This window comes from Streptomyces sp. H27-H5 (genome assembly GCF_026627505.1).
Taxonomy (GTDB): Bacteria; Actinomycetota; Actinomycetes; order Streptomycetales; family Streptomycetaceae; genus Streptomyces.
Genome location: NZ_JAPNLK010000020.1, coordinates 75,783 through 98,569 on the forward strand (window position 1 = coordinate 75,783; position 22,787 = coordinate 98,569).

25 protein-coding genes are annotated in these 22,787 nt (G+C 73.0%); 12 read left to right on the top strand and 13 right to left on the bottom strand.

Annotation, left to right across the window (positions count from 1 at the left end; all coding sequences use genetic code 11):
- Positions 1-107: 107 nt before the first annotated feature.
- The 3 genes from OTB19_RS12915 to OTB19_RS12925 are packed head-to-tail and all read left to right on the top strand — an operon-like array spanning position 108 to position 2,895.
- Complete coding sequence (locus OTB19_RS12915; protein WP_267798258.1) at positions 108-1,370, top strand: sensor histidine kinase; 1,263 nt, start codon at positions 108-110, stop codon at positions 1,368-1,370.
- A complete protein-coding gene (locus tag OTB19_RS12920) occupies positions 1,358-2,014 on the top strand; it encodes a response regulator (RefSeq protein WP_267798259.1) in 657 nt (218 codons plus the stop codon). The genes OTB19_RS12915 and OTB19_RS12920 overlap by 13 nt, the downstream gene beginning before the upstream one ends.
- Positions 2,011-2,895, top strand: coding sequence for a hypothetical protein (locus OTB19_RS12925; protein ID WP_267798260.1), 885 nt, complete (start codon positions 2,011-2,013; stop codon positions 2,893-2,895). The genes OTB19_RS12920 and OTB19_RS12925 overlap by 4 nt, the downstream gene beginning before the upstream one ends.
- A 45-nt stretch (positions 2,896-2,940) precedes the next feature.
- On the opposite strand, the gene OTB19_RS12930 is transcribed toward OTB19_RS12925, so the two are convergent.
- The 6 genes from OTB19_RS12930 to OTB19_RS12955 all read right to left on the bottom strand — a co-directional run bounded on the left by OTB19_RS12930 (position 2,941) and on the right by OTB19_RS12955 (position 8,719).
- On the bottom strand, positions 2,941-3,987 hold the full coding sequence (locus OTB19_RS12930; RefSeq protein ID WP_267798261.1) for a LacI family DNA-binding transcriptional regulator: 1,047 nt from the start codon (positions 3,985-3,987) through the stop codon (positions 2,941-2,943).
- A 229-nt stretch (positions 3,988-4,216) separates the two neighbouring features.
- The gene (locus tag OTB19_RS12935; RefSeq protein ID WP_267798262.1) at positions 4,217-4,729 is read right to left on the bottom strand and encodes a hypothetical protein; all 513 of its coding nucleotides are present in this window, start codon (positions 4,727-4,729) and stop codon (positions 4,217-4,219) included.
- Positions 4,730-5,028: 299 nt separating this feature from the next.
- Complete coding sequence (locus OTB19_RS12940) at positions 5,029-5,583, bottom strand: MepB family protein (RefSeq protein WP_267798263.1); 555 nt, start codon at positions 5,581-5,583, stop codon at positions 5,029-5,031.
- 62 nt (positions 5,584-5,645) lie between these two features.
- A complete protein-coding gene (locus OTB19_RS12945) occupies positions 5,646-6,476 on the bottom strand; it encodes a hypothetical protein (RefSeq protein ID WP_267798264.1) in 831 nt (276 codons plus the stop codon).
- A gap of 79 nt (positions 6,477-6,555) precedes the next feature.
- The gene (locus tag OTB19_RS12950) at positions 6,556-8,190 is read right to left on the bottom strand and encodes an FAD-dependent monooxygenase (protein WP_267798265.1); all 1,635 of its coding nucleotides are present in this window, start codon (positions 8,188-8,190) and stop codon (positions 6,556-6,558) included.
- A 166-nt stretch (positions 8,191-8,356) separates the two neighbouring features.
- Positions 8,357-8,719, bottom strand: coding sequence for a DUF6204 family protein (locus OTB19_RS12955; protein WP_267798266.1), 363 nt, complete (start codon positions 8,717-8,719; stop codon positions 8,357-8,359).
- 240 nt (positions 8,720-8,959) lie between these two features.
- Between OTB19_RS12955 and OTB19_RS12960 the strand changes: the two genes are divergently transcribed.
- On the top strand, positions 8,960-9,607 hold the full coding sequence (locus OTB19_RS12960; RefSeq protein ID WP_267798267.1) for a DUF4360 domain-containing protein: 648 nt from the start codon (positions 8,960-8,962) through the stop codon (positions 9,605-9,607).
- Positions 9,608-9,850: 243 nt separating this feature from the next.
- Complete coding sequence (locus OTB19_RS12965) at positions 9,851-10,204, top strand: hypothetical protein (protein WP_267798268.1); 354 nt, start codon at positions 9,851-9,853, stop codon at positions 10,202-10,204.
- A 107-nt stretch (positions 10,205-10,311) separates the two neighbouring features.
- On the opposite strand, the gene OTB19_RS12970 is transcribed toward OTB19_RS12965, so the two are convergent.
- Entirely contained in the window at positions 10,312-11,232 is a 921-nt protein-coding gene (locus OTB19_RS12970; RefSeq protein WP_267798269.1) for an AraC family transcriptional regulator, read from the bottom strand.
- A 100-nt stretch (positions 11,233-11,332) separates the two neighbouring features.
- Here OTB19_RS12970 and OTB19_RS12975 point away from each other — a divergent pair, with 100 nt between their 5' ends.
- Genes OTB19_RS12975 through OTB19_RS12995 form a run of 5 tightly spaced genes read left to right on the top strand, consistent with a single transcriptional unit; the run spans position 11,333 to position 14,422 of the window.
- On the top strand, positions 11,333-12,241 hold the full coding sequence (locus OTB19_RS12975; RefSeq protein ID WP_267798270.1) for an MBL fold metallo-hydrolase: 909 nt from the start codon (positions 11,333-11,335) through the stop codon (positions 12,239-12,241).
- Between the two features lie 46 nt (positions 12,242-12,287).
- Complete coding sequence (locus tag OTB19_RS12980; protein ID WP_267798271.1) at positions 12,288-12,704, top strand: hypothetical protein; 417 nt, start codon at positions 12,288-12,290, stop codon at positions 12,702-12,704.
- A complete protein-coding gene (locus OTB19_RS12985) occupies positions 12,605-13,039 on the top strand; it encodes a hypothetical protein (RefSeq protein WP_267798272.1) in 435 nt (144 codons plus the stop codon). Before OTB19_RS12980 ends, OTB19_RS12985 begins: the two co-directional genes overlap by 100 nt.
- 28 nt (positions 13,040-13,067) lie before the next feature.
- Positions 13,068-13,415, top strand: coding sequence for a GntR family transcriptional regulator (locus OTB19_RS12990; RefSeq protein ID WP_267798273.1), 348 nt, complete (start codon positions 13,068-13,070; stop codon positions 13,413-13,415).
- A complete protein-coding gene (locus tag OTB19_RS12995) occupies positions 13,412-14,422 on the top strand; it encodes a DUF1648 domain-containing protein (RefSeq protein ID WP_267798274.1) in 1,011 nt (336 codons plus the stop codon). Before OTB19_RS12990 ends, OTB19_RS12995 begins: the two co-directional genes overlap by 4 nt.
- A gap of 14 nt (positions 14,423-14,436) precedes the next feature.
- Here OTB19_RS12995 and OTB19_RS13000 read toward each other — a convergent pair whose 3' ends face one another.
- The 4 genes from OTB19_RS13000 to OTB19_RS13015 form a co-directional block, all read right to left on the bottom strand.
- Complete coding sequence (locus tag OTB19_RS13000) at positions 14,437-15,411, bottom strand: thiopeptide-type bacteriocin biosynthesis protein (RefSeq protein WP_267798275.1); 975 nt, start codon at positions 15,409-15,411, stop codon at positions 14,437-14,439.
- A 693-nt stretch (positions 15,412-16,104) separates the two neighbouring features.
- Positions 16,105-16,494, bottom strand: a complete 390-nt coding sequence (locus OTB19_RS13005) for a hypothetical protein (protein WP_267798276.1) — start codon at positions 16,492-16,494, stop codon at positions 16,105-16,107.
- A gap of 316 nt (positions 16,495-16,810) precedes the next feature.
- A complete protein-coding gene (locus OTB19_RS13010; protein WP_267798277.1) occupies positions 16,811-17,728 on the bottom strand; it encodes a MurR/RpiR family transcriptional regulator in 918 nt (305 codons plus the stop codon).
- A 152-nt stretch (positions 17,729-17,880) separates the two neighbouring features.
- A complete protein-coding gene (locus OTB19_RS13015; RefSeq protein WP_324290516.1) occupies positions 17,881-18,702 on the bottom strand; it encodes a serine hydrolase domain-containing protein in 822 nt (273 codons plus the stop codon).
- A 341-nt stretch (positions 18,703-19,043) separates the two neighbouring features.
- Between OTB19_RS13015 and OTB19_RS13020 the strand changes: the two genes are divergently transcribed.
- Complete coding sequence (locus OTB19_RS13020) at positions 19,044-20,675, top strand: AMP-binding protein (protein WP_324290517.1); 1,632 nt, start codon at positions 19,044-19,046, stop codon at positions 20,673-20,675.
- A gap of 46 nt (positions 20,676-20,721) precedes the next feature.
- Here OTB19_RS13020 and OTB19_RS13025 read toward each other — a convergent pair whose 3' ends face one another.
- Together OTB19_RS13025 and OTB19_RS13030 are read right to left on the bottom strand one after the other, a co-directional pair.
- On the bottom strand, positions 20,722-21,528 hold the full coding sequence (locus OTB19_RS13025; RefSeq protein WP_267798279.1) for an SGNH/GDSL hydrolase family protein: 807 nt from the start codon (positions 21,526-21,528) through the stop codon (positions 20,722-20,724).
- Positions 21,515-22,084 (bottom strand): PadR family transcriptional regulator, encoded by a 570-nt coding sequence (locus tag OTB19_RS13030; RefSeq protein WP_267798280.1) that lies wholly within the window; start codon positions 22,082-22,084, stop codon positions 21,515-21,517. The genes OTB19_RS13025 and OTB19_RS13030 overlap by 14 nt, the downstream gene beginning before the upstream one ends.
- Positions 22,085-22,184: 100 nt before the next feature.
- Between OTB19_RS13030 and OTB19_RS13035 the strand changes: the two genes are divergently transcribed.
- Positions 22,185-22,604, top strand: coding sequence for a nuclear transport factor 2 family protein (locus OTB19_RS13035; RefSeq protein ID WP_267798281.1), 420 nt, complete (start codon positions 22,185-22,187; stop codon positions 22,602-22,604).
- The last annotated feature ends 183 nt before the right edge of the window (positions 22,605-22,787 follow it).

Below are 22,787 nucleotides of genomic sequence, written 5' to 3' on the forward strand. Positions count from 1 at the left end.
GGAAGATCAGTAGCTCCACCGTCCGAACCGGGGGTGGTGCCAGGTACACCCCGGGGCGGGCACCAGGGTGGTCGAACATCCCCTGACGTGCGATTAACGTACGACGCATGGCATTTCGCGGTGCGTTGAGGCGTACGTACACCTGGATCGCCGCGCACACCCCGTGGTCGGCGTGGGCCCGGGGCAACACCGCCTTCTGCGCGGCCGCGATCCCACCCGCCCTGCCCGTCCTGCTCGGCGTGGTCTTCCTGTGGGTGTGGCCCCGCAGTCCCGTCCCGCTCCTCCTCGCCCTCGCCTGCGGTCCCCTCCTCACCCGGCTCCAACGCAGCCGCTTCCGGGCGCTGTTGGACCGCGACGTGCCGGAGGTCGCCCGCGCACACCCCTGGCGCACGGTGCGCGGCCTCGCCGAACGACTGACCGCCGAGTCGACCTGGCGCCAGTACGGCTACCACCTGCTGGTCAGCCCGGCCGCGGCCCTCGGGGGAGCCGTGCTGGTCCTCCTCTGGATCGGCGGCCTCGCCGGCGCCTCCGTGTACGCCTGGTCCTGGATGCTGCCCACCGACGACCCGGAGTTCGGGCAGGGCGTGACGCGTTCGTACGACACCCTCACGGTCGCGGGCGCCCTGCTGCTGCTCGCCGCCCCGTGGTGGGCGGCGCTCCTCACCCGACTGGACACGCTCGCGGGCGCCGCCCTGCTCGGGCCCAGCCGCGCGGGGGAGTTGCTGCGCCGGGTCGAGGACCTGGCCGAGAGCCGGGCGGGCGTCCTGGACGCCGCCGACCTCGAACGTCGGCGCATCGAAAGGGACCTGCACGACGGAGCCCAACAGCGCCTGGTGTCCCTCGCCATGAACCTCGGCATCGCCCGCGCCACCCTGACCGACCTGCCGCCCGAGGTCAGGGCCGTCATCGACGAGGCGCACCGCGAGGCGAAGGAAGCCATCGAGGAACTCAACAACCTGGTACGGGGCCTGCACCCGGCCGTCCTGGAGGACCGCGGGCTCGACGCCGCGCTCTCCGGGATCGCGGCCCGAGCCCCGCTCCCCGTCGAACTGTCGGTGGACATCGCCGTGCGCCCCGGCTCGACCATCGAGGCCGTCGCCTACTTCGTGGTGTCGGAGGCGCTCGCCAATGTCGCCAAGCACGCCCGCGCCAGCCGCTGTTCCGTGCGGATCGGCCGGATCCCGGGGCGACGGGGGGACCTGCTGCGCGTCGTCGTCACCGACGACGGTGTGGGCGGCGCCGACCCGGCGGGCGGGACCGGCCTGACCGGACTGCGCAAACGCATAGGGTCCGTCGAGGGAACCATCATGATCGAAAGCCCTCTCGGGGGCCCGACCGTCGTCACCGTGGAGCTGCCGTGCGTGCTGTGATCGCCGAGGACTCCGTTCTCCTTCGCATAGGACTCGTCAAACTCCTCGACATGGCCGGATTCGAGGTCGCGGCCGAGGTCGACGACGGCGAGGCCCTGCTCGCGGCGGTCGAGGAACACAAGCCGGACCTCGCCCTGGTCGACGTGCGGATGCCGCCCGACTTCACCGACGAAGGCGTCCGGGCCGCCCTCGTGATCCGCCGCCGACACCCCGACACGGCCGTGCTGCTCCTCTCCCAGTACGTCGAGGAACGCTACGCGGCCGAACTGCTGACCACCCAGGGCGGTGCGGGCCTCGGCTACCTCCTCAAACAACGCGTCGCCGACGTCGAGGAGTTCGTCGCCGCACTGCGCCGGGTCGCGGCGGGCGGCACGGCACTCGACCCGCAGGTCGTCGCCCAACTCCTGCTCCGCCGCGGCGGCGGCAAGGACCCGCTGGAGCGACTCACCCCCCGCGAACGGGACGTACTGGCCCTGATGGCGGAGGGGAAGTCCAACGCCGGGATCGCCGCCGAACTCGTGGTGAGCGAGAGCGCGGTGGCCAAACACATCAACAACATCTTCGCCAAGCTCGACCTGCCGCCGGCCGACGGCGCCCACCGCCGGGTCCTCGCCGTCCTGCGCTTCCTGGACGGCGCGTCGTGACCGGCACCGCCGCGACCGGGACCGCCGAGAGGGGGACGGCCCCGCAGCGGGCGGGCCGGCGCACGGCATGGCTCGCCGCCGCGTGGCTCGGCGCCGTGCTCGTGGTGATTCCCGTCGCCTGGCAGGCGTGGACGTACGGAAACACCCGGCAGGGGAGCGTCGCCGGGGGCGACGACGGCCGACCGGTGACCGCTCTGGAGATCGTGGCGGGCGGTTCCGACGTCACCGTCACCCCACGCGCGGACCGGCAGGTCTCCTACCGGGCGGACCTCGGCTGGTCGTTCCGAAGGCCCACCATCGAGGAGAGCCGGCTCGGGGACACCCTGCGGCTCACCCCGCACTGTCCCGGCGGCGCCGGCGACTCGGGCCTTCCCGGTCTCCGCTGCTCCGTGCGGCTGTTCGTGACCATACCCGCCGACATCCCGATCAAGGTGACCGCGGGCTCCGGCCGGGTGGACATCCGCGGCCTGGGCGGCGCCGTGGACGCGGACGTCGACTCCGGCGCCCTCCACCTCACCGGGCTGCGCGGCCCGGTGCGCGCCCGCGTCGGATCCGGGCAGCTGGAGGCCACCGCCCTCACCTCCCCCCAGGCCGAGCTCCGGGTGGGCTCCGGCCGCGCCGCGGCCGCCTTCCTGACCCCGCCGGGGCAGGTGACCGCCCGCGCCGGCTCCGGCCGGCTGGACCTCACCTTCCCGACCGCCACCCGCTTCCGGGTCGACTGCGAGGCGGGCGCGGGCCGCTGCGAGGTGGACGGGGCCCTGCGCGATCCGGCCGCCCCCGGCACCCTGACGCTGTCGGCCGCCTCGGGCCGGGCCCAGGCCGGGTACGCCACCCCCTCGACCCCTTGGAAACCGGAGCACCCTTCGACCCCGGCCCGGTGACCAAGTACGGCTCCGCCGGTGCTCCGTTGACGGCCTTCCGACGTCTCAGGCAGAGGCGCGGCGCACGAGGACCGTCGGGGTGATCACCGGGCGTGGTGGTCGGGGAGCCGTCTCGGCCCGGTGCAGGGTGTCCAGCAACAGACGGGCCATCAGCCGCCCCATCCCCTCCACGTCCTGGCGCACCGTGGTCAGCGGCGGATCGGCCGCCTCCGCCACCAGTTCGGTGTCGTCGAAGCCCACGAGCGCCACGTCGCCGGGGACCGACCGGCCGTGCTCGCGCAGCACGGCGAGCGCCCCCGTGGCCATCAGGTCGTTCGCCGCGAACACCGCGTCGAGCGCCGGTCGGCGGTCCAACAGCTGGCGCATCGCACGGGCCCCGCCCGCCGAGGTGAAGTCCCCCTCGGCGGTCAGCGCGGGATCGGCGTCGCGCAGTACGTCCCGATAGCCGTCGAGCCGGTCGGCCGCCGAAGTCTGGTCGAGGGGGCCCGCGATGTGCGCGATGTGGCGCCGACCCTGGGTGAGCAGGTGGCGTACGGCCTCCCGCGCGCCCCCGCGGTTGTCGGCGTCGACGTACACCACGCCGAGGTCCCCGGATCCGGCCGTCCAGCCCGGCCGGCCACCGTAGACCGTGGGCATGCCGATGCGTCGGGTGATCTCGGGGAGCGGGTCGTCGGTGTGCAGGGAGAAGGCCAGGGCGCCGTCGACGTGCCCGCCGGCCAGGTACCGCTCGATCCGGTCGTAGTCCCCGCGGTCCTCGACCAGGAGCAGGACCAACTGCTGGTCCTGCTCGGTGAGTTCCTTGCTGATCCCGCGCACCTGGCGGGAGAAGAAGGGGTCGGAGAAGATCCGGACCTCGGGTTCGGCGATGATCACGGCCACCGCTCCGGTCCGGCGGGTGACCAGGGTGCGTGCCGCCGGGTTGGGGACGTAGCCCAGTTCCAGGACGGCCTTGCGGACCCGGTCCACCAGGTGTGAGCGGACGCCGTCCCCGCCGTTGACGACGCGTGACGCGGTGGCTCTGGACACCCCCGCTCGCGCGGCCACGACCTCCAGGGTCGGTCGGTTGACGGGAACGCGATGCTGTTCGGGCACGTACGCTCCCTCATGCGTGACCGCGGGCGGTTGCCTCGCCGGGCAGCAGGCTAACCCGTACCGCCGGGAGCGCGAGGGCGCTCCCGGCGAATTCCGGTCGTACGGGGCGGTGCCGAGGAGGCGTCGCAGGAGGGATGGGTGTCCGGCCGTCGGGACCGCGGTCCCGGATCGCCGGGCACGGCGCGGGGGCGCTGATGCCCCGGGCTCCACTAGGTGCGGAGTGTCGCCGCTACTTGCAGAACTTCGAATTCAGCGCGGCCGTCACGCCCGCGTTGAAGCCCTTCTCGAAGTTCGGGTCGACAGCCTGGAGGTTCTTGTTCGCGTTCGGCTTCTTGCACAGTTCCTTCGTGTCCTCGAAGCCCTGCCTGAAGCCCTTGCGGAACTGGTCCTGGGTGTCCTTCTGTTCGGCCTGCTTGACGGTGCCGCACTGGGTCCTGCCCTTGTTGCCTTCCTTCACGGAGAACGAGCTGCCGGCCTTCTGGCCGACCAGCTTGAACGTGCCGTCCGCGCTGGTTCGAACCTGCTGGTTGCCGCTCTTGGACAACACGAGGACGTCGACGGCCGGTTTGAACCCGTTTCCCTTGACGTCCACCCGCTTGTCATCGACGGTGTTGGCCGTCACGGTACAGGTGGCGGAAGGCACCGCCGCCTGCGCCGGGGCGGCCACCAGCGCCGCCGACCCCAACGCCAGCAAGGACACCCCCACCGGGGCGACCACGGCCATTCGCATACGCCGATTCATCGTTTCTCCTCTCGTCGAGGAGATCACGGGCAGCCCGGCAGCCGAATGTCGCCGAGCCCGGAGAGGCGGGCCCGCCGAGCGGAACCCTTCGAGCGGGATCCTGGCCCCGACCCGCACCCTCGCACGGCCTGCACCTCACCGGCGCCGACCCGGGTGATCTCACGAGATGCCTCCATCGTCCCGCCGTCGGCCCCCCGTGTCGACCGGAGCGACCGCCGGCCGAAGCGACCGGTGCGCCCGGGTGGAAGAGGCACCCCGGGCACCGGCCTCCCGGCCCCCGACAAGGTCGCCGTCCTCGTTCAGGCGCGGTAGAGCGCCCGCGCCCGTTCGAGGTCCACCGACCCGTCCCCGGGCAGCGCGAGGAAGTGCTCCAGCTGCCAGGACCGGGTGCGTTCGGCCTGTCGAGCGGTCGGCGACGCCCACGGCGGATAGACGCGAAAGCCCCGCTTCCCGCCGACGACGTCCCGGGACACGACGTCCCGCGCGCAGAGCACGGCGGACGGGAAGACGAACTGCCCGTGGTCCGCCCCGTCCCGGCAGTCGATGACGAACAGCTCGACGCCGTCGCCCGTGTCGAACGGCCGGATCGGGCCCTCCGGGGACCGCTGCCACACCGTGACGAACTGGCCCACCTTGGTCGGTGTCGTCCTGGCGACCCGGAACCTGACCGGACGACCGTTCACGGACAGCGCGTACGCCCCGTAGTCCGCGCTCTCCTCCTCGGCGACGGGCGCCGGGCAGTCGTACCCGCAAGGGTCGTAGACGAGGGACTTCGCCGCGACGAGCCCCTCGGGTACGGGGCCGGTGGTCGGGTCGCCCCAGGGCTGTGCGGGTGTTGCGTGGTGCGCGGTCATGCCCCGATCCTTCCAGCCGTCGGTGACAAGAGCCCGGGGGACCCCGCCCCGCAGGTCGGGCGTTACCGCGTGGCCGCGCCCCGGGAGAACTTCTCCCACTGGGCGGTGACGATCTCCCCGGGCACCCCGCCGAAGTCGTCCACGCCGAGCATGTCGGAACGGAAGGACAGGGTGACCGCGTCGGACCGCACCAGCGTCAGATACGTGTACAGCGAGGCGCCCTTGTCCTTCACGTCCTGCACCACGATCCGGTAGGCCAGCGCCTCGTCTCCCAGCTTCGGCGCCGGCACCGGCTCCACCCGGAGCACCTTCGCGTCGACCAGGGTGCGCTCCTCCGTGTAGCCGGCCGCGCACCGCTTGCCCGCGACGGCCAGCGACTTCATGACCGAACCGGCCGCGCCCGCGTCCTTGTACGAGCGCAACAGCACGTCGGTGTCGACCCCGAACACCTCGTCCGGGACGCTGACCGGCGCGTAGGCCTGCGCCGTGTGGCCCGCCCGGCCCAGGCCCGTGAGGGGTTGGCAGACCGCCGGAGCGGCGTCATAGATCTCGTCGAAGGGCTCGTCGAGCAGTGCCGGGCCGCTCTCGTACGGACCGGCCTTCTCTCCCGACGCCAGCACCAGGCGGCCCAGGCGCTCCGCTTCCGGTCCGGAGGTACCGGCCGGGGTCGGGGTGCCGCTCGCCGCGGTCGCGGTGGCGGCGCCCGCCGCGGGCCGCGTGTCGCCGGTCGCCCGCGGGGTGGCGCCCGAGGCGGCGGCCTTCGCCTTCCGGTCCGTCCCGTTCTCGTCCGTCTCGCCGGATCCACCGCACGCGGCGCTCCCGAACAGCAGGGCCGCCCCCATCACGACGGCCGTCGCGCGACCGACCCCGTTGTTCTTCCCCACCCCGTGCATGTGCTGTTTCCCCCCGAAGGTTCGTACCGGAGCCCTGATTGTGCAGGACGTCGGGCGGTCCTCCCACACGGGCCCACCCTCAGGTCCCAAGGACCCCCTGAAGGTGGCTGACCAGCGCCTTCCCGGCCGGCAGGGCGATGCGGGCCCCCAGGTAGCCGTCCGGCCGCACCACGAACAGCGTCGACCCGCGTGCCCCGTAGAGCCGGGCGAACTCGCCCCGGTCGTCGCGGTAGACCGGCACGGGGGCGCCGTCGGCCGGGACGCCGTCCGCGACCACGGCACAGACATCCGCCCCACCCGCCGGGAAGTTCCCGGCGAGGGTGGCGAGTTCGGTCATCGCGTCGGTGTCCGGGCCCGTCAGGTACAGCACGCACACGTGGTCCCGATCCCTCAGCAGGTCGTACAGACGCAACGGGTGGGCGGCGATGGGCGTGGTGAGGCCGCCGCAGTCCGGAGCCCGGTCACCGGGCTGCGGGCCGTCCGTCCCGTCGTCCTCCGCTCGTCCCACGATCGGGCTGCCGCGGTAGCCGACGAGCAGTTGGGCCTCGCGCATCATCACCGTCGCCGGGTCACCGGGATCGGCCTGCACACCCTCGGCGGCGTGCCGCACCGTCCGGCCGACGACCTCCTCGCCGATCGGGCGCCGCTCCGCGTCGAAACTGTCCAACAGCAGCGGAGGGGCGGCGCCCCCGACGGCCAGGGCGAGCTTCCACGCCAGGTTCCACGCGTCCTGGATGCCGGTGTTCATGCCCTGCGCGCCGGTCGGCGGATGAATGTGCGCGGCGTCTCCGGCGACGAAGACCCGCCCCTCGCGGTACCGGTCGACGATCCGGTGGCTGATGCGGAACACCGACGACCAGCGCATGGTCGAGGCCACGGTCGGCCGCGGCGACATGCGGTCCAACACCGCCTGGATGTGGGAGAGTTCAGGGGCCCGGCCGCCGTCCAGCCCGTGCGCGATCCCATCCCCGGTCCGCTCCGCCGCGGACGACAGCTCGTCGGGGACCGACATCGACACGCGGTAGCGGCGGACCCCGGGGAGCGGGATGCACACCAGGACGTCGTCCACGACGCCCCCGTCGTCGCGGTGCATGGCCCGCACCCCGTAGCCGTACGGCAGGTCCCAGTCGACCTCGATGTCGGCCAGCATGTACTCCTCGGGGAACGCGCCCCCCGCGAAGTCGAGCCCGAGCCCCTTGCGGACGGCGCTGTGCGCGCCGTCGCAGCCCACCAGGAACCGGGAGCGGACCTCTTCCTCGGCGCCGGTCACGACGTCCACCAGTCGACTGGTCACCCCGTCGGCGTCCTGGGTGAACGACACCAGCTCCTTGCTCCGCTCGATGCCGGTCCCGAACCGGTCGAGGAACTCCTCGAGGATCCGCTCGGTCTCGTTCTGCGGGAGGGCGGCGAACCCGTACGGCACCTCCGGCGGCAGCTTCAGGTCGAGGCGGGGCTGCTCGACGCCGTTGACGTACGTGAGCTGCCCGCGCATCGGGACGGCCGCCTCCAGCACGGCGCGGACGAGGCCCGCCCGGTCCCAGAGTTCCAGGGTGCGGGGCTGGATGCCGACCGCCTTCGCGTACGGCAGCCTCGCCGGGAGCCGGTCCACGAGACGACACCCCACCCCGCGCCGCCGCAGCTCCGCGGCCGCGGTCAGACCCACCGGGCCCGCGCCCGCGACCAGTACGTCCGTGTGTCCGTCGGTGTGCGCCACTGGTCACTCCCCGGCCGAGCCCCCCGTACGGAAGCAGCAGGTCCCCTCCATGGTGGCCCGACGACCGGACCCCGGCCACCGCTCCCCGGGCGGGGCGGTGGCCGGGGTCCGGAGACCGCCACCCGCTCGCGGCCGGACGCGCATTCCGGTGGGGCGCTCCCGCCCGTCAGTCGGTGCCCGTACCGGCGGCCGCCTGGCGCTGGCGCTTGCTCAAGGGGGCCAGGGTCATGTCCTGGGCGTGGGTCCTGAAGTGCTTGAAGGCGTACCCGCGCTCGGACAGCCAGGCCTCGGCGGCCAGCTCGGCGCGTGCGGTCGCGTCATGGATGTCCTCCTCGGTCTCGCCCGACTCCAGGAAGCGGAACGTGTAGGAGTCCCGCGCCGTGATCTCGTACGTGAGGTGCCCCTCGGGGGTGAAGCCCGCGCGCAGCAGGTCGTGCTCCGGGGCGGCGGCCAGCAGCGTCGCGCGCTGCTCGTCGGTGAGCCGGACGAAGGAGCCGCGGACGGTGATGCGGAAGGTTCGGGTGGTCATCGCGTCAGCCTAGGCGGGGGACGTGGCGGACGCACGGGTGTTTCGGATCCGGAGGCGACCGTCCGAGGGCGGGGCACCCGGGGTTTCCCGGGGGCGGGGGCCGCGTGGAGGGGCCACTGCACCAATCGAGTGGCCGATATCTCACGGTTTAACGATTCTGCGGGGCGCCGCGCCGTGCAACCGGGTGAGGCCGCGTGCCCTTCCGGGCCCCCGGTCGTCCGGAGCGCTATCCATGGCAGCGTGATCAAGTCACTGCGCACCACACTCACCGCAGCCCTCGTGACCGGAACCCTCGTCACGCTCGCCCCGGGCGCCGGGGCCACCCCCGCCGCGCCGACCGACCGCGTCACCGTGGACGTCGCCTCGGTCAACGGGTCGGGCTGCAAGCCCGGTACCGCGACCGTCGACGTGGCCTCGGACAACTCGGCGTTCACCGTCGCCTACAGCGAATACCTGGCCCAGGCCGGCGGGGGAGTCCCCGTCACGGAAGGCCGCAAGAACTGTCAGCTCGCCCTGACCGTGCACGTACCGCAGGGCTTCACCTACGCGGTGTCCAAGGTGGACTACCGCGGCTACGGCAACCTGGAGCAGGGGGCCACCGGCACCCAGAAGGCCAGCTACTACTTCCAGGGCATGAGCCAGACCGCCTCCCGCACCCACACGTTCCACGGGAGGCTGAACAACAACTGGCAGGTGACGGACACCACGGACATCGAGGCGCTCGTCTTCGCGCCCTGTGGCGCGCAGCGCAACTTCAACATCAACACCGAGCTGCGCACCACCGCCGGGACCGACACCTCGAAGACGAGCTACATGGCGGTCGACTCCACGGACGGCACCATCAACAGCGTCTACCACTTCTCCTGGAAGAGCTGCCCGGACCGCTGACCCGCCCCGGCCACCGACCCGCCCCCGGTCCCCGTTCGCGCGATGTCCGCGTTGCGTTCCGCCCGCGCAGTGCCGTTTCGGCAGTGAACTCCGCCACTCGATCAGGTGAGTTCGGGTGTGGCGCCGTGTCGTGCGCGGGCACCGGGGGACTAGACCCATGGGTGATCACCTTCCCGCGAGCACCCGGGGCGACATCCCCGAGTGCCCGTGCTTTCCCCTGTTTCCGACCATGAGAAGGCCCTCGTGAACACCACCCTGCGCCGCATCGCCGGCACGTTCGCCGCGACCGCCGCCCTCGCGTTCCTGACCGCCGCACCTTCCGACGCCGCCGCCCGACGGGTCGATACGCAGTGCGGCACCTACATCTGTGTCCACACCGCCCACCACAACCGGTTCGTGCAGGACATCACCGTGCAGACCAAGGACGGGGTGTCCGGCACCCTGCGCGCCTACTGGGGCAACTTCCACAGCGGCCGGGTGAACGCCGCCTCCCGGCGGTGGGAGGTCGGCTACGAGCAGGACGGTGCGAGCCTCGTGTGCGGCGGCCTCGAACGCGACGGGCGCAGCATCGAGGACGGCATCTGCGTGACCATCTGAGCGACGCGCGGTCGAACCGGCTCCGGGAACGATCCCGCCGTACCGTCCTGGCGGCGGGATCGCACCCGACCCGACCTGAAGCGAGCCGAACCGGACCGACCGCGCCGTCACGCCGGCGCCGCGCCGTGCTCCCGGTAGCGGCCCGGAGTCGTGCCGAACTCCCGGTTGAAGGCGTGCGAGAAGGCGTACGGAGTCCCGTACCCCACCCGGCGCGCGATGGCCGCCAGCGGGTCCGGGGTGTCGCGGAGCAGGGCCGCGGCGGCGGTCAGCCGCCACGAGGTCAGGTAGGCCATCGGAGGCCGCCCCACCAGGGCGGTGAACCTGCGGGCCAGCGTCGGGCGCGAGACCCCGACCTCGGCGGCCAGGCTCTCGTTGGTCCACGGCGCGGCCGGGTCCGCGTGCAGGGCCCGCAGCGCGGTGGCCGTCACCGGGTCGCCGAGCGCCGCCGACCACACGCCGGTACCGTCCTCGGCCATCCACGAGCGGATCATGTAGACGAGCAGCAGGTCGAGCAGACTGGGCACGGCGATCCCCGCGCCCGGCCGCAGGCCCCCCAGCTCGCCCCCCAGCAAGTCGATGGCGGAGCGGAGTTCGGGATGACGGCCCACACGGTTCGGCAGGTGCGCCACGGTCGGCAGCTCCCGCATGAGGGGGTGGGCACGGCTGCGGTCCAACCGGTACTTGCCGCAGAGCAACTCCACCGCCCCGGCCTCGGACGCCGGGTGGTGCGCCGGCCCGTCCGGCCGCCAGTCCTCGAAGGGCACCGCCCGCTCCAGGCTCGCGGCGTCGGCCCGGACGTCGGCGAGCAGGTGACCCGTGCCGTGCGGCAGCAGTACCGCGTCGCCCGTCCCCAGCCGGACCGGTCCCCCGCCCTCCGGGAGCAGCAGGCACGCGCCCTCCAGGACGACGTGGAAGCCGGCGCCCTCGTACGGGTCCAGACGCGTTGCCCAACCACCGCTCACCCGGACCCGGTTGGAGGAGGGCCGTCCCGTGCGGACGGTCGAGATCGCGTCGCTCACCACATCCATGACGTCAGCGTAGTCCGCGCGTCAGCGGTGAGAGCCTCGCGTATTCACATGAGCAGGAAGAGCATTGAGGGGCTCACCGGACCCCCCTAGCATCGTGATCATGAAGAGTGACAGCGAGCAGGGCATCGTACTGGGCGACGTCGAGGTCATCCGGGTCGTCGAATGGCAAGGGGCCTTCGCGTCCGCCCTCGACGTCGTCCCGGATTCCGGGACCGAGGTGTGGAAGGACAACGCGGACTGGCTGTCCCCGGACCACTGGGACCCGGGGACCGACCGCGTGACGGTCGCGCTCCAGACCTGGGTCCTGCGCAGCGCCGGACGGACCATCCTGGTCGACACCGGCGTGGGAAGCATGCGCGAGCGACCCGGCGCGCCCGCGTTCCACCACCGACAGGACGACTTCCTCGGCGCACTGGCCCACGCCGGTGTCCGGCCGCAGGACGTGGACCTCGTCGTCAACACCCACGTCCACGCCGATCACGTGGGCGGCAACACCGTCGACGCCGCGGGGGAGTGGGTCCCGGCCTTCCCCAACGCCCGGTACCTCGTGCCGGCGGCCGACGACTTCCACTTCGGCCCCGACAACGGGTACGCCCGGGGTCTGCGGGCGGACGACCGGCTGATCTACGAGGACAGCATCGCGCCCCTCCACCGGTCGGGCCAGGCCGTTCTCTGGGAAGGTTCCCACCGCATCGACGAGAACCTCGTGCTGGAGCCCGCTCCCGGCCACACCCCCGGCTCCTCCGTCCTGCGGCTGGCCTCGGGACGGGACCGGGCGGTCTTCGTCGGGGACCTCCTGCACAGCCCGGTGCAGATACTGGAGCCCGCCTGGAACAGCTGCTTCTGCATGGACGCCGGGCAGGCTGCGGCCAGCCGCCGCCGGATCCTCGAACAGGCCGCCGATCTGCACGAGTTGGTGGTGCCCGCGCACTTCGGCGGTGGCGGCGCGGTGGAGGTGCGACGCCGGGGAACCGGGTTCGCCCTGGGGGTGTGGGCGGACTTCGAGTGACGCCGCCGGGGGAGCGTTGTCAGTCCCCGGACCTGGCGTTTCGCCCATGACCCTCCCGATGAACGACGTCCTCGACGCGGTGCGCGCAGGTCGCACCGAGCGCCTCCCTGCACTGCTGGGTCCCCTCACCCCGGCCGAGCGCCGCGCTGTCCTCGGTGAACTCACCGCGTTGCGCCGGGAGGTCCGGGGATGGGGCTGGGACCGCGGCTCCGAACACGACCGGATGCGCGGCGCACTGCTCGTCGCGGGGGCCGGCTGCCACACCGGAGCCGCCGCCGCGGCCTCCTGGATCGGCTCCCGTGAGCTGCGCGACTGGCGGGAGCCGCCCGCCGCGGCCCGGCGGGCCCCGTACTGCACCTGGCCGTGGCCACCGGGCTCGGCTCCCGTCATGCCGAGGACCGGCCCGGGGCGGTCGACGCCCTGCTGGTGCTCGCGGGGCGGGGCGAGCTGGACGCGCCGCTGATCGGCCGGGACCTGGCCGAACTCGTCGGCCTGGGGACCGTGAAGGCGAACCGGCTCGCCGACTCCGCGCGCACGGCCGCCGCGACCGGTGCGTACGCCACCACCTGGACCCTGCTCGCGGGGGCGATCCCCGCCCTCCTGGCGCGGGATGCGGCGCCGCCGCCCGGCACCGGTGAGCTGCCGGCCGCCCCGGACCCCGAGGGCCTGGCCGTGCAGGCGTCCCGCCCCGGCTCCTCCCGGCTGGTCGCCCAGCCCCGTCGCCTGCGCATCCCTGGCCGTGGCCGCCGCGTAGGGGCTCTCCGTCACCCAGGCACGGGAAACCTCATCGACCGATGAGCAAGATGAAGCTATCGTCATTGGCACCATGTTGCTGAGGCTGAACATCTCCGACAGTCGCCCCCTGCACGAACAGGTGGCGGGCGCGATCCGGCGGGCCGTCGCCGAGGGCGAGTGCGCCCCGGGCGATCGACTCCCGCCGGCGCGCGACCTCGCGCAGGCCCTCGGGGTCAACGCGAACACCGTCCTGCGCGGCCTGCGATCCCTGCGAGACGAAGGGGTGCTGGAGTTCCGGCGCGGCCGCGGGGTGACCGTGGCCGCCGGCGCGGACCAACGCTCCGCGTTGGTGGAGCGGGTCCGTGAACTCGTCCAGGAGGCGGCCCGGTTGGGGTACGGCAAGGCCGAGCTCACCCAGATGATCAGGGAGGTCCCGTGAAGGACCGCGCAGACCACAAGGAACACCAAGGCCGCGAGGACCGGGAGGATCACGCGGCGGGCAGGGCCACCGGCCGGGGTGTCGCCGTCTGGGCCTCGGGCGTCGGAATCCTGCTGGTCGCCATGCCGCAGGCCGCGCGGGGGCGGCTGCCGGACCGGCTCGCCACGCACTGGGGCGTCGGCGGGGCGCCCGACGGCTCGCTGCCGCTGTGGGCGGCGGCCTCGTTACCGGCGCTTGCCTGGGTGTTGCTCGTGTCGGTCGTGGCACTCGCCGCCCGGCGGGGAGCGGGGGTACGGGGATGGGCCGGAGCGACCCTGCTCTCGGTGGGCGTGGGCCTGATCGGCGCGCAGGCGGTGATCGTACGGGCGAACCTGGACCGGTCGGACTGGCATCAGGCGCGGTTCGCGACGCTCTGGTTCGGCGTCCTGATCGCGGGGATCGTGGCGGCGGCTCTCCTCGGGGTGCTGCTCGACCGTCGAGCGACGGCCTCGGCGCCGCCCGTGCCGGTGATACCCGGTGACCCCGCTCCGGAGATCCCCGAGGGGGAACGTTTCGTCTGGCTCTCGCGGGCGACGAACCCCTGGTTCCAACTCCTCGCCGCCGCCGGCGGCCTGGTGGCCGTCGCGGGTGCGCTCGCCGGCGCGGCGGGACTCATCGGCGCCCCGTGGCCGCTGATCGCGCCGTTCGCCTTCGTCTCGGTCGTGATGTCGGCCTGCTCGTCCGTCCAGGCCCGGGCCACCGAGAAGGGGCTGGAGGTCGGCTTCGGTCCGCTCGGGTGGCCGACGCGACGGTGGGCCGCCGGCGACATCGAATCCGCCCGCGTCGAACGACGCACCCCCGCCCAGGTGGGCGGATGGGGGTACCGGCTCAGCGGGCTGGGCACGACGGTGATGCTGCGCCGCGGCGACTGCCTCGTCATCCGGGCCCGCGGCAAGGACTTCGCGGTCAGCGTCGACGACGCCGCCCGCGCCGCCGCCCTCCTGAACTCATGCCGCGCACGCACCTGACCGGCCCGACCGGCCTACCGCGCGTCGGTGGCGGGTAGGTCCTCGGGGTGGTGTGACTTCCGCTCCCCGGTGTCCGTCAGGGCGTGGGAGGCGAGCCGGCACACGGTTCGTTGCTCGTCGGGGGCCACTCCGAGGCGGTTGAACAGCAGGTGCAGGTGCGAGGCCCACAGCGAGGCGCGCACCGCGGTCCACACCGAGGCCTGACCCGCCGCCCACACGGCCGAGCGGTCCGCGCCGTCGTCCGCCGCCGCGCGCCCGGCCACCTCCTCCAGACGGGCGTCCGCGTCCCGCAGCCCCGCCGCCCAACGGGCCACCGGCCCGACGCCGATGCCGTTCGCCACCCCGTGCCGGACGGCGTCGGCGCGTCGCATCAGTTCCTCACGCGCGGGCCCGCCGTCGGGTTCGGCGCGCGGGGCGGGCACGGGGGCCGGGGTGTGCAGGACGTCCTCGGACCAACGCCATCCCGTCGTCTGCCAGCGCAGCCAGCGGGCGGCCTCGTAACGGTCCATCCCGAGCGCCGCCGCCGTGGCCTGCGCGAGGTCCCCCGCCAGGGCGAGTCGCTCGCCGCCGTGCCCGGTGCGCGCGAGCCCGTCCAGGGCCACCCGGGTGGACAGGGCGAAGACGTCCTCCGTCACGGGCAGGGCGGCGGGCCCGCCGAAACGTTCCGTCTCGGGGATGTACGGCGCCTCATGGACCTCCGCTCCCTCGCCGAGCCGCTCCTTCACGAGGAGCGTCGCCTCGGCGTGCAGCGCGGCCACGCCGGCCGGGGTGAGGTCGCGCACCCGGACGCGCAGGTGGGGGCCGTCCACGTCGACGTGACGGACGTAGAACCATGAGGTCGCCCTGCGGTCCGACACCAGCCCGTCCAGCAGGGGAGCGAGGTCCTCGACGAGGAAGGCGTCGGTGTCCTCACCGGTCGCGCGGGCGAAGCGGGGGAAGAGGTGCAGGCTGAACCAGCGTCCGCCGGTCGCGTCGATTGCCTCGGTCACTTCGGCTCCTCTGGGGAAGAAGGGGCGGGGGCGGGGCGGGAGTTCGTCATGGGGGCGGGCTCGCGTGGGGGTTCGGGTGGGGGCCGATCCGGTGGGGGGCGGATCGCGGTGCGCCGGGTGCGGTCGAACGGCGTGATCACCACCGTAACCGCATGCCGTGGCACGGCCGAGAGGGCGGTGTCCGGAAGTCAGTCACACTCCGCCGCGGATCGAGGGAGCCGGTGGGACCGGTGCGGTCGAAGGTACCCGGGCCCGCGACACGCTCCCGTGCCGGCGCGGACGCGCGGGGGCCGGGGAGGGGCGGGCCGGCGGGGGTGCGCGCCGGGTGTCGCACCGATGCCGGCGGTGGGCATCGGCGCCGGTGTCGAGGGTGTCGCCGTCGCCCCCGTCGGCCGCACGCGCGGGCCCACGGGGCCGGACCGGTGCCCGAGGCGGTGTCCGCCACCGGCGCACACGCGCCGGGCCGGCTCGGCGGAGGGTACGGCGGGCCCCTCGGGCGCTCGATCACCGGGAGCCGGCGCACGATTGGCGCGGTCCCGGCTCGTCCGCCACGGCGCGGTCACGTGGCGATCCCGCCCGGGTGCGGTCGTCGTGGCGGGCCCTCGTCCGACCGCCCGCGCCCGATTGGCCCTCAGCGGGATCCGGGGTTTCGCGGAGCCGCCCCGATCCGCCGGGGTGTGCGCCCGCCGGCGGCTATCGCCTGCGCGTTCCCGCGCCGCCGCTCACGACGAGGGCGTCGGTGATGAGGCGGACCCCGCGGGCGAGGCGGCCCAACTGTTCGAGTTCGACGGCGTACATCCGGATCGTGTTCTCGATGACGGACTCCGCCACACCCATCGCGGGCAGTTCGGCGCGACTCGTCTCGAGCGCCACCCGCACCGCGCGCATCTCGTGCTGGAGCTGGAGCTGGGCGTGCCGGGTGAGGAGTACCGGATGACGTGTCAGCGTCGAGTAACCCGCGTACCGGGCCGGGAGCAGGTCGCGCAGCCAGCGCGTCGCGGTGCGTTCCCAGTCGTGGCTCCCGGGGGCCTTGACCTGACAGGGCCAGTCCGGGCTGAGGGCGGTGGAGGCCAGTTGAGGCATTCTCGTCGCTTCCGAGTGGGTGTCGAACTCTGATCGAGAGGTTGCTGGGCGGCCTCGACCCAGGGGTTGATCGAGGCCGCCATGGCGGTCTTCGGGATCCGAAAGCCCGGATCGAACACCCGGAAGCGGACTGAGGAGGCAGCGCGCGCGGCTGAGTGTTCGTTCTGGGACGGCGTGGGGACGCCCTCCTTGGCATCTGGTGGATCCCGGCCGTGCCTCAGTAAACATATATACCGTTGAGTAAGCAAGCGTATGAAAAATTACATGCGCCCCGAGGGTATGGGGAGGCCCCGCCGACCGTCGTGCGGCAGCGGGGCTAGAGGAAGAATCCGTGCAGGTCGGCGACCTGTTCGTACCCTTCGAGGCGGGCCTGCGTCCGCTCGGGGTCGGCATCCGCCATGGCCTGCAACAGGGCTGCGGACAGGACGTTCGGGGCCGCGTAGGAGTCGAACACGAGCCGTGACCCGGTGCCTGCGGTCAGCGCCACGTCGGCCTCGTCCACCAGGGGCCCCAGCGTGGGATCGGTGATCAGCGCGATCCGCAGCCCGGCGCTGCGGGCCGCTCGCATCGCGGCGAGGGTCTCCTTGGCGTGCCGGGGCATGGCGAAGGCCAGTACCCACGTCCCACCGGCGGCCCGGGACTGGAGCAGCGCGTCGTAGGCGACGCTGCCGCCGCCGGTCACCAGGCGCACGTCGGGGTGGATCCGCCGGGCCGCGTACGCGAAGTACTCCGCCAGCGACACCGAGATCCGCAGGCCGAGGACCGTCAGGGGGACCGAGAGGGCCAGGTCGCGGCCGATGGTCAGCACCTGATCCGTGTCGGCGAGCAGCCGCCGCACGTTCTCCAGGTTCTCGATCTCCGCGTCGACTGCCGCCTGCAACTCGTTCTGCCGTATCTGCTCGCGGCTCTCGGGGAAGCCGGCGACCGCGCTCAGGGCGATCGGCTGGAGGATGTCCCGCAGCGCCGGATAGCCGCTGTACCCCAGGGAGGTCGCGAAACGGGTCACGGACGGCTGGCTGACGCCGACGCGCTCCGCCAGTTCGGTGATCGACAGGAACGCGGCCTCGGTCAGGTGGTCGATCAGGTACTGGGCGATCCGCCGCTGGCCGGGGGAGAGCCGGCGCCCGTCGAAGAGCGCGCGCACCCGCTCGCCGGGGACGCGCTCGTGGTCCGAGGGCTGTCCGCTCGGCGTGATCGCGGCCGCCTGTGCGCGTGCCTGCTGCCCCGATGACACCGGCGGGCCTCCTTCTCATGTCACTCTTGATCAAACATAGCTCACTCATGGTGGTGGACCGGTCGGTGGTCCGCCGACGGACGGGCCCCGCGATTCCATGGTGGCGCGCCGGCGTCCCGTCGTGGACCGTACCCGGCGGTCACTTCCCGTGGTCACCTCACCAGGGGCTTCTGGGCGAAGCAGACCGAGGCGGGGCAGGAACTCGTGGCCGTACCGAGTCCCACGGTCCCGGGGTTCAGCCGGGCCCGCAGACCACTCGGCGAGATCAGCTCTCCCGCCCCCATCGCCCGTGCGGAGCGTGCCAGGTCGCACACGTTCGTGGTGAGGACCGCGCCGCGCGCCGTCGTCCAGGACGGGTTCCAGAACGTGGATTCCTCGTACTTCCCCCGCTCCGCGTCGAAGGAGTGCAGGACGGGGGCGGGGATCGCGGCCGTGAAGGCGTTGGCGGTGTTCCGCATCCCGAGCGGGCCCATGACGCGCTCCTGGAGGAGTCGGTCGAGCGGAGTCCCGGTGATCTTCTCCAGGGCGGACCCGAGGATCACGAAGTTGGCGTGCGAGTAACTCCAGTTGGTCCCCGGTTCGTACAGCAGCGGTCGGTCGGTGGACAGGGCGATCAGTTCGCGCGGGGTCCACTGTCGGAACGGGTTCGCGTACAGCTCGGCGACGAACTTCGGATCGGGCACGTAGTCGCGCAGGCCGGAGGTGGAGGCGCCCAGCATGCGCAAGGTGGTCTCGTCGGCGTGCGGGAGGTCCGGCAGCCAACGCGAGACGGGGTCGTCGAGGCCCACCTTCCCCTCGTCGACGAGTTGGAGCAGCACGTTCCCGAGATAGGCGATGGCGACCGCGCCGGAGCGGAAGTGCATGTCCGCGGTGGCGGGCACGCCGGTCATGGACTCGCCCGCGGCGCCGGTGACCACCTCCCGCCCGTCGCGTTCGACCCGCAGGACGACGGCGTTGAGGTGCAGCTCCCGCACGGCTTGACGTGCGATGTCGAGGATCTGGCGCGACTGCCCCGCATCGGGCCGCGCGGAGGCGACGCAGGGCTGCCCGGCGGGTTCCGGGGCGCCGGTCGCCCCTGCGGTCGTGGGCAGCGCCGCGGTGACCAGGGCGGCGGCGTCGGGCGGGTACGTCGATGCGTGCGGGGCTCACCCCTCGATGGAACCCCCCGTCCGGCGAACCGGCCATTCGGCGCCGGAACGCGGCGTTCTGGGGCGCGTCGAGGGGTGGCCTTCGGCCGGACCGCCGGGGATCATGAAGGGGCGCCGGCCCGCCGGGTCCGCGCCCGCCTCGACTCCAGGGGGAATGTGTGTCCGTCGTGCCGAGCCACGCGTCCGGGTCCGCCGAAGTGCCCTTGCTGGACGACACGATCCGGGAGAACCTCGACCGCGCCGTGCGGTCCTTCCCCGAGCGTGACGCCCTCGTCGACATGGCCGCCGGACGCAGATGGACGTACGCCGAACTGGCCGCCGACGTCGACGCCCTCGCGCTGGGCCTCCTCGACCAGGGGATCGTCAAGGGCGACCGGGTCGGGATCTGGGCCCCGAACCGGGCCGAGTGGACCCTGGTGCAGTACGCCACGGCCACGATGGGGGCGGTCCTCGTCACCGTCAACCCGGCCTACCGGGCGCACGAGCTGGAGTACGTGCTCGGCCAGTCCGGGATCCGCATGCTGGTCGCGGCCGAGCGCTTCAAGGCCTCCGACTACGCCGGGATGATCGAGGAAGTCCGGCCGCGCTGCCCCGACCTGGAGTTCGTGGTCCTGTTGGACGGCCCGCGGTGGACCTCCCTGCTGGAGCGCGGACGTCAAGCCGATGGCGCAGAACTCGCGCGTGCACAGGTCGAGTTGAGCCCGGACGATCCGGTCAACATCCAGTACACCTCGGGGACCACCGGCTTCCCCAAGGGGGCGACGCTCTCCCACCGCAACATCCTCAACAACGGCTTCTTCGTAGGCGAGACCTGTCACTACACCGAGCTGGACCGGGTCTGCATCCCGGTGCCGTTCTACCACTGCTTCGGGATGGTGATGGGAAACCTGGCCTGCACGAGTCACGGAGCCGCGATGATCATTCCCGCGCCGTCCTTCGAACCCGGCGCGACTCTCGCAGCGGTCGAGGCGGAGTCGTGCACCTCCCTGTACGGCGTCCCCACCATGTTCATCGCCGAACTGGCCCATCCCGACTTCGACTCCTACGACCTCTCCAGTCTGCGGACCGGCATCATGGCGGGTTCGCCCTGCCCGGTCGAGGTGATGAAGGAGGTCATCGACCGGATGGGCATGACCGAGGTGTCGATCTGCTACGGGATGACCGAGACCTCCCCGGTCTCCACCCAGACCCGCGTGGACGACTCCATCGCACATAGGGTCTCCACCGTGGGCCGGGTCGGCCCGCACCTGGAGGTCAAGGTGGTCGACCCGGACGGCGGTGGGACCGTGCCGCGCGGGGAACAGGGGGAACTGTGCACCCGCGGTTACTCGGTGATGCTCGGCTACTGGGCGCAGCCGGACCGGACCGCCGAGGTCGTCGACGAGGCGGGCTGGATGCACACGGGCGACCTCGCGGTCATGGACGACGACGGCTACCTGGCCATCACGGGCCGCATCAAGGACATGGTGATCCGGGGCGGCGAGAACCTCTACCCCCGCGAGATCGAGGAGTTCCTCCACGCCCACCCGGACATCCTGGACGTCCAGGTCATCGGCGTGCCCGACCCGAAGTACGGCGAGGAGCTGATGGCGTGGGTACGGATGCGCGAGGGAGCCGAGCCGCTCACCGCCGACGCCGTCCGCGCGTACTGTGACGGCCGGTTGGCCCGGTTCAAGATCCCGCGCTACGTCCACGTGGTGGAGGAGTTCCCCATGACGGTCACCGGGAAGATCCGGAAGATCGAGATGCGGGAGATGGCCGTGCACCTGCTGGCCCCGCCGCCGGACGCGCGAGCCTAGCGATCCGGTCGACGGGGTGAGGCCGCAGGCCGTCCCTGTGGGAGTGTCAGTGGCGTTCCGGCGCATGCCCGTCGGCGAACACGGGCGTGAGCCGCGGGCGTTTCGCGGCGCGGCCGTCGCCCGATGAGCGGCCGCGCAGCCGGCGGGCCGTCCAGGGGCCGAGGAAGGACGCGGCCCAGCGCAACTCGCCCGTCGCCTGCCGCCATCCGACCGGCACCGCCGGCCGGGGGTCGGACAGGGGATGCGTCCAGGAGTCGTCCGTTCCCGGCACGGCGAGCGCGTGGGCGACGGCCGCGGCGATCCGGGCGTGCCCCAGCGGGCTCGCGTGCAGCCGGTCCGGGCTCCACATCCGCGGGTCCCCGACCACGGGGTGCGCGGCGGTCTCCGCGACGACCACCCCGTGCCGCCGCGCCGCCGACCGGATCCGGTCGTTGAGGGCGGTGACGCGGGCGCCCACGGGGCGCGCGATCGGGATCAGCGTGGCCACGTCCGGGAAGGTGACCGTGGCGACGCGCGCCCCCTGTGCGGTCAGTGCGGCGAACATCGACTCCACCCGGCCGGCGACCTCGTCCGCGTCGAAGCGGGGGCGCAGCAGGTCGTTGACCCCGGCGACGACGGTGGCCAGATCGGGCCGCAGGGCGAGGGCGGGGGCCAGTTGCTCGTCGAGGACCTGCCCGGCGAGGCGGCCCCGGACGGCCAGGTTGGCGTACCGCAGACCGGGGTGGTGCGGGGCCAGGGTCTCGGCGAGCCGGTCCGCCCATCCGCGCAGTCCGGTGAGGTCGTCGCCGTCGCCCACGCCCTCCGTCTGGCTGTCGCCCAGCGCCACGTACCGCAGGTACTCATCGTTCGGCACGGTCGGCCCGCCTCTCCCGCACGATCGTGATCGTCCGCTGGTACCAGTCGAGGTTGGCCCGTTCGAAGGCCAGGCCGCGCAGGCAGGTCAGGTAGGGGCCGACGCGCGCACCGCGGCGGAGGAACTCCTCCTCGTCCGAAGCGCCCCGCATCCTGGCCAACAGCGCCTCGAACAGCTCGATCCTGGTCCGCGCCCAGGTCGAACGCTCCGAGAGCCGCTCGATCAGCACCTCGGCGTCGAGGTGATCGGCGGCCTGCACCTTGACGAGCAGGTCGTCCCGGATGAAGGACGGTTTGCCGGGGGACTGCGCGAACCGCTCCAGCTCGGCCGCGCCGGCGTCGGTGACCCGGAAGAGCCGCTTGTTCGGACGGGTGTCCTGGAGCACCTCCCGGCCCTGGACCAGACCCGCCTCCTCCAACCTGGTCAGCTCGGCGTAGAGCTGCTGGGGCAGCGCGTGCCAGAAGTTCGCCACTCCCATGTCGAACGCCTTGGCCAGCTGGTATCCGCTCAATTCCTCGTCGAGCAGTGCCGCCAGTACGGCGTGCCGCAGAGCCACCCGATCACCCCTCCTCGCCCGGTCGCCTCTGTTCAGCGACCCGACATCCATGATAGTCAAGAATATGAGTAATCGCATTCATGAGTAACAAGGGGGAGACATGAGCACTGCGGACCGATTCCGCGCCGCCGTCGACAACCGTGACCTCGGCGCGATCGACGACCTGCTCACCGAGGACGTCCGGCTCTACAGCCCGGTGAAGTTCGGCCCGTTCGAGGGCAAGGCGATGGTGATGGGCCTCTTCGGCGTCCTGCTGCGCACGTTCGAGGAAATCCGCTACATCGGGCGGCTCGACGGTGCGGCGGAGACCGGCGTGGACGGCGAGCCGGCGCCGGCGGTGATGCTGCCCTTCCGGGCCACCGTCAACGGGAGGCAGATCCACGGCATGGATCTGCTGCACCTGGACGGGGGGGAGCGGATCAGGGAGATCACGGTGATGGTGCGCCCGCAGACCGCGGTGCAGGCACTGGGCGAGGCGGTACTGGTGGGACTGGTCGCCGACGGCCTCGTCGACGGCTGAGCGGGTCGACGGCCGAGCGCGTCATCGGCCGGGCGCGGCACCCGGCACGGACATCGGCAGCGCGGGCCCCGGGCGCCATCGGCCACGGGCGGGCCCGGCGGGTGCGGCCGACGTCGCCGGTCACCGGCCGCAGGCGGGGTCGGGGCGTGGGCCCCCCCCCCCCCCCCCCCCCGCGCGCCCCCC